Origin of the sequence: Mesorhizobium sp. M7A.F.Ca.CA.004.04.2.1, assembly GCF_004022825.1 — a bacterium.
GTDB lineage: Bacteria > Pseudomonadota > Alphaproteobacteria > Rhizobiales > Rhizobiaceae > Mesorhizobium.
In genome coordinates, this window is sequence record NZ_RZPH01000929.1 from 1 (window position 1) to 2,388 (window position 2,388).

Here is a 2,388-nt window from a genome sequence, read left to right on the forward strand (position 1 = left end):
TCGAGCCCAGCTGCTGCGCTGCCGTCGATCAGCTTTTCCGACAGGCGCTGGAAAGAAACGCCTTCAAGAACCGGCACTTTGGCGTCCGACTTGCCGTTCAGGATCGACACCACGGTGGAACCGTCGACGATCGGTGCAACGGCTTTGGCCATGGCGGCGGGGTCGAAGTCCGGCACGGTATTCAGCAACCGGCGCAGGTCGGTGTAATGCCAGGATTCGACACGCCGCGTCGGCAGGCCGTGCTTGATCGTCTCGATGGCGTCGTCGCGCTTCAGCATCACCGCGCCGTCACCCGGCAGCAGCGACAGCCGGTCGCCGAACGCGTCGATCAACGCTGTCTCGGCCGGTGTCCGCTGCGGTTGTGTGTGCATGTTCATCGGTATTACCTCTGGCATCTCACGCGGCTTCGCCGATCACGCCGGCATAGCCATTGGCTTCCAGGTCGAGCGCCAGCGACTTGTCGCCGGACTTGATGACCTGGCCCTTGTAGAGCACGTGCACGGTGTCGGGCACGATGTGCTCAAGCAGGCGCTGGTAGTGGGTGATGACCAAGAACGCCCGGTCCGGCGCCCGCAGCGCGTTGACGCCGTCGGACACGATCTTCAGCGCATCGATATCGAGGCCGGAATCGGTCTCGTCGAGCACGCACAGTTTCGGCTCCAGCAGCTTCATCTGCAGAATCTCTGCCCGCTTCTTCTCGCCGCCGGAGAAGCCGACATTGAGCGGCCGCTTGAGCATCGCCATGTCCATGCTGAGCGAGGCGGCGGCTTCCTTCACGCGCTTCAAAAATTCCGGGATCTTCAGCGGCTCTTCGCCACGCGCCTTGCGCTGCTCGTTCATCGCCACTTTCAGGAATTCCATGGTGGCCACGCCCGGTATCTCCATCGGATACTGGAAGGCGAGGAAAATGCCTGACGTGGCGCGCTCGGCCGGATCCATTTCGAGGATCGACTGGCCGTTGTAGAGGATGTCGCCTTCGGTCACCTCATAGTCCTCGCGGCCGGCGAGGATGTAGGACAGCGTCGATTTTCCCGAGCCGTTCGGCCCCATGATCGCGGCAACCTCGCCGGCTTTCACCGTCAGGTTCAAGCCACGGATGATTTCGGTGCCGTCATCGACGATGCGGGCGTGCAGGTTTCTGATTTCAAGCATTCTTGTTTCCTGAATATTTGTCCGGTCAGCCGACCGAGCCCTCAAGGCTAATCCCAATCAGCTTCTGCGCTTCGACGGCGAATTCCATCGGCAGCTGCTGGATGACGTCCTTGACGAAACCATTGACGATCAGCGCAATTGCTTCCTCTTCGGGGATGCCGCGCTGCATGACGTAGAATTTCTGGTCCTCGGAAATCTTCGAGGTCGTCGCTTCGTGCTCGAACTGCGCCGTCGAGTTCTTGGCTTCCATGTATGGCACGGTGTGCGCGCCGCACTGGTCGCCGATCAGCAGCGAGTCGCAGTTGGTGAAGTTGCGGGCGTTGGTCGCCTTGCGGTGCGCCGAGACCTGGCCGCGATAGGTGTTCTGCGAGAAGCCGGCGGCGATGCCCTTGGAGATGATGCGGCTCGACGTGTTCTTGCCGAGGTGGATCATCTTGGTGCCGCTGTCGACCTGCTGATAGCCGTTCGATACCGCAATCGAATAGAACTCACCTTGGGAATCGTCACCGCGCAGGATGCAGCTCGGATATTTCCAGGTGATCGCCGAACCGGTCTCGACCTGCGTCCACGAAATCTTCGAGCGGTCGCCACGGCAGTCGCCGCGCTTGGTGACGAAGTTGTAGATGCCGCCCTTGCCCTCGGCGTCGCCGGGGTACCAGTTCTGCACCGTGGAATATTTGATCTCGGCATCGTCGAGCGCTACCAGTTCGACGACCGCCGCGTGCAACTGGTTCTCGTCGCGTTGCGGCGCCGTGCAGCCCTCGAGATAGGAGACGTAAGCCCCCTCCTCGGCGATGATCAGCGTGCGCTCGAACTGGCCGGTGTTCTTCTCGTTCATGCGGAAATAGGTCGACAGCTCCATCGGGCAGCGCACGCCCTTGGGCACGAAGACGAACGAGCCGTCGGTGAACACAGCCGAATTCAGCGTGGCGTAGTAATTGTCTGAGGTCGGCACGACCGAGCCGAGATATTTCTTCACCAGCTCCGGATGCTCGCGGATGGCTCCCGAGATCGAGCAGAAGATGACGCCGGCCTGCGCCAGCTCCTTCTTGAAGGTGGTGACGACGGAGACGGAATCGAACACGGCATCGACGGCGACGCGGCCCGATTTGTAGACATTGTCGCTGACTTCCTCGAGTTCCGAGGCGTCGGTCTTCTGCACGCCGGCAAGGATTTCCTGCTCGCGCAGCGGAATGCCGAGCTTCTCGTAGACCTTCAAGAGTTCGGGATCGACAT

Annotated in this window: 2 protein-coding genes and 1 pseudogene; all 3 read right to left on the reverse strand. The window is 61.3% G+C overall.

The window, feature by feature from the left end; translation table 11 throughout:
- Nucleotides 1-377 (reverse strand): annotated as a pseudogene (locus tag EN893_RS29325) (Fe-S cluster assembly protein SufD); the annotation flags it as partial.
- 19 nt (nucleotides 378-396) lie between these two features.
- Nucleotides 397-1,152, reverse strand: a complete 756-nt coding sequence (gene sufC, locus EN893_RS29330; RefSeq protein WP_023810312.1) for a Fe-S cluster assembly ATPase SufC — start codon at nucleotides 1,150-1,152, stop codon at nucleotides 397-399.
- Between the two features lie 25 nt (nucleotides 1,153-1,177).
- Nucleotides 1,178-2,388: Fe-S cluster assembly protein SufB (gene sufB / locus EN893_RS29335; RefSeq protein WP_128361997.1), on the reverse strand; the 1,211-nt coding region annotated here is incomplete at its 5' end.

What these genes read in the sequence shown, in the direction of transcription:
- sufC (WP_023810312.1), bottom strand. Translation starts at nt 1,152, where the DNA reads ATGCTTGAAATCAGAAACCTGCACGCCCGCATCGTCGATGACGGCACC.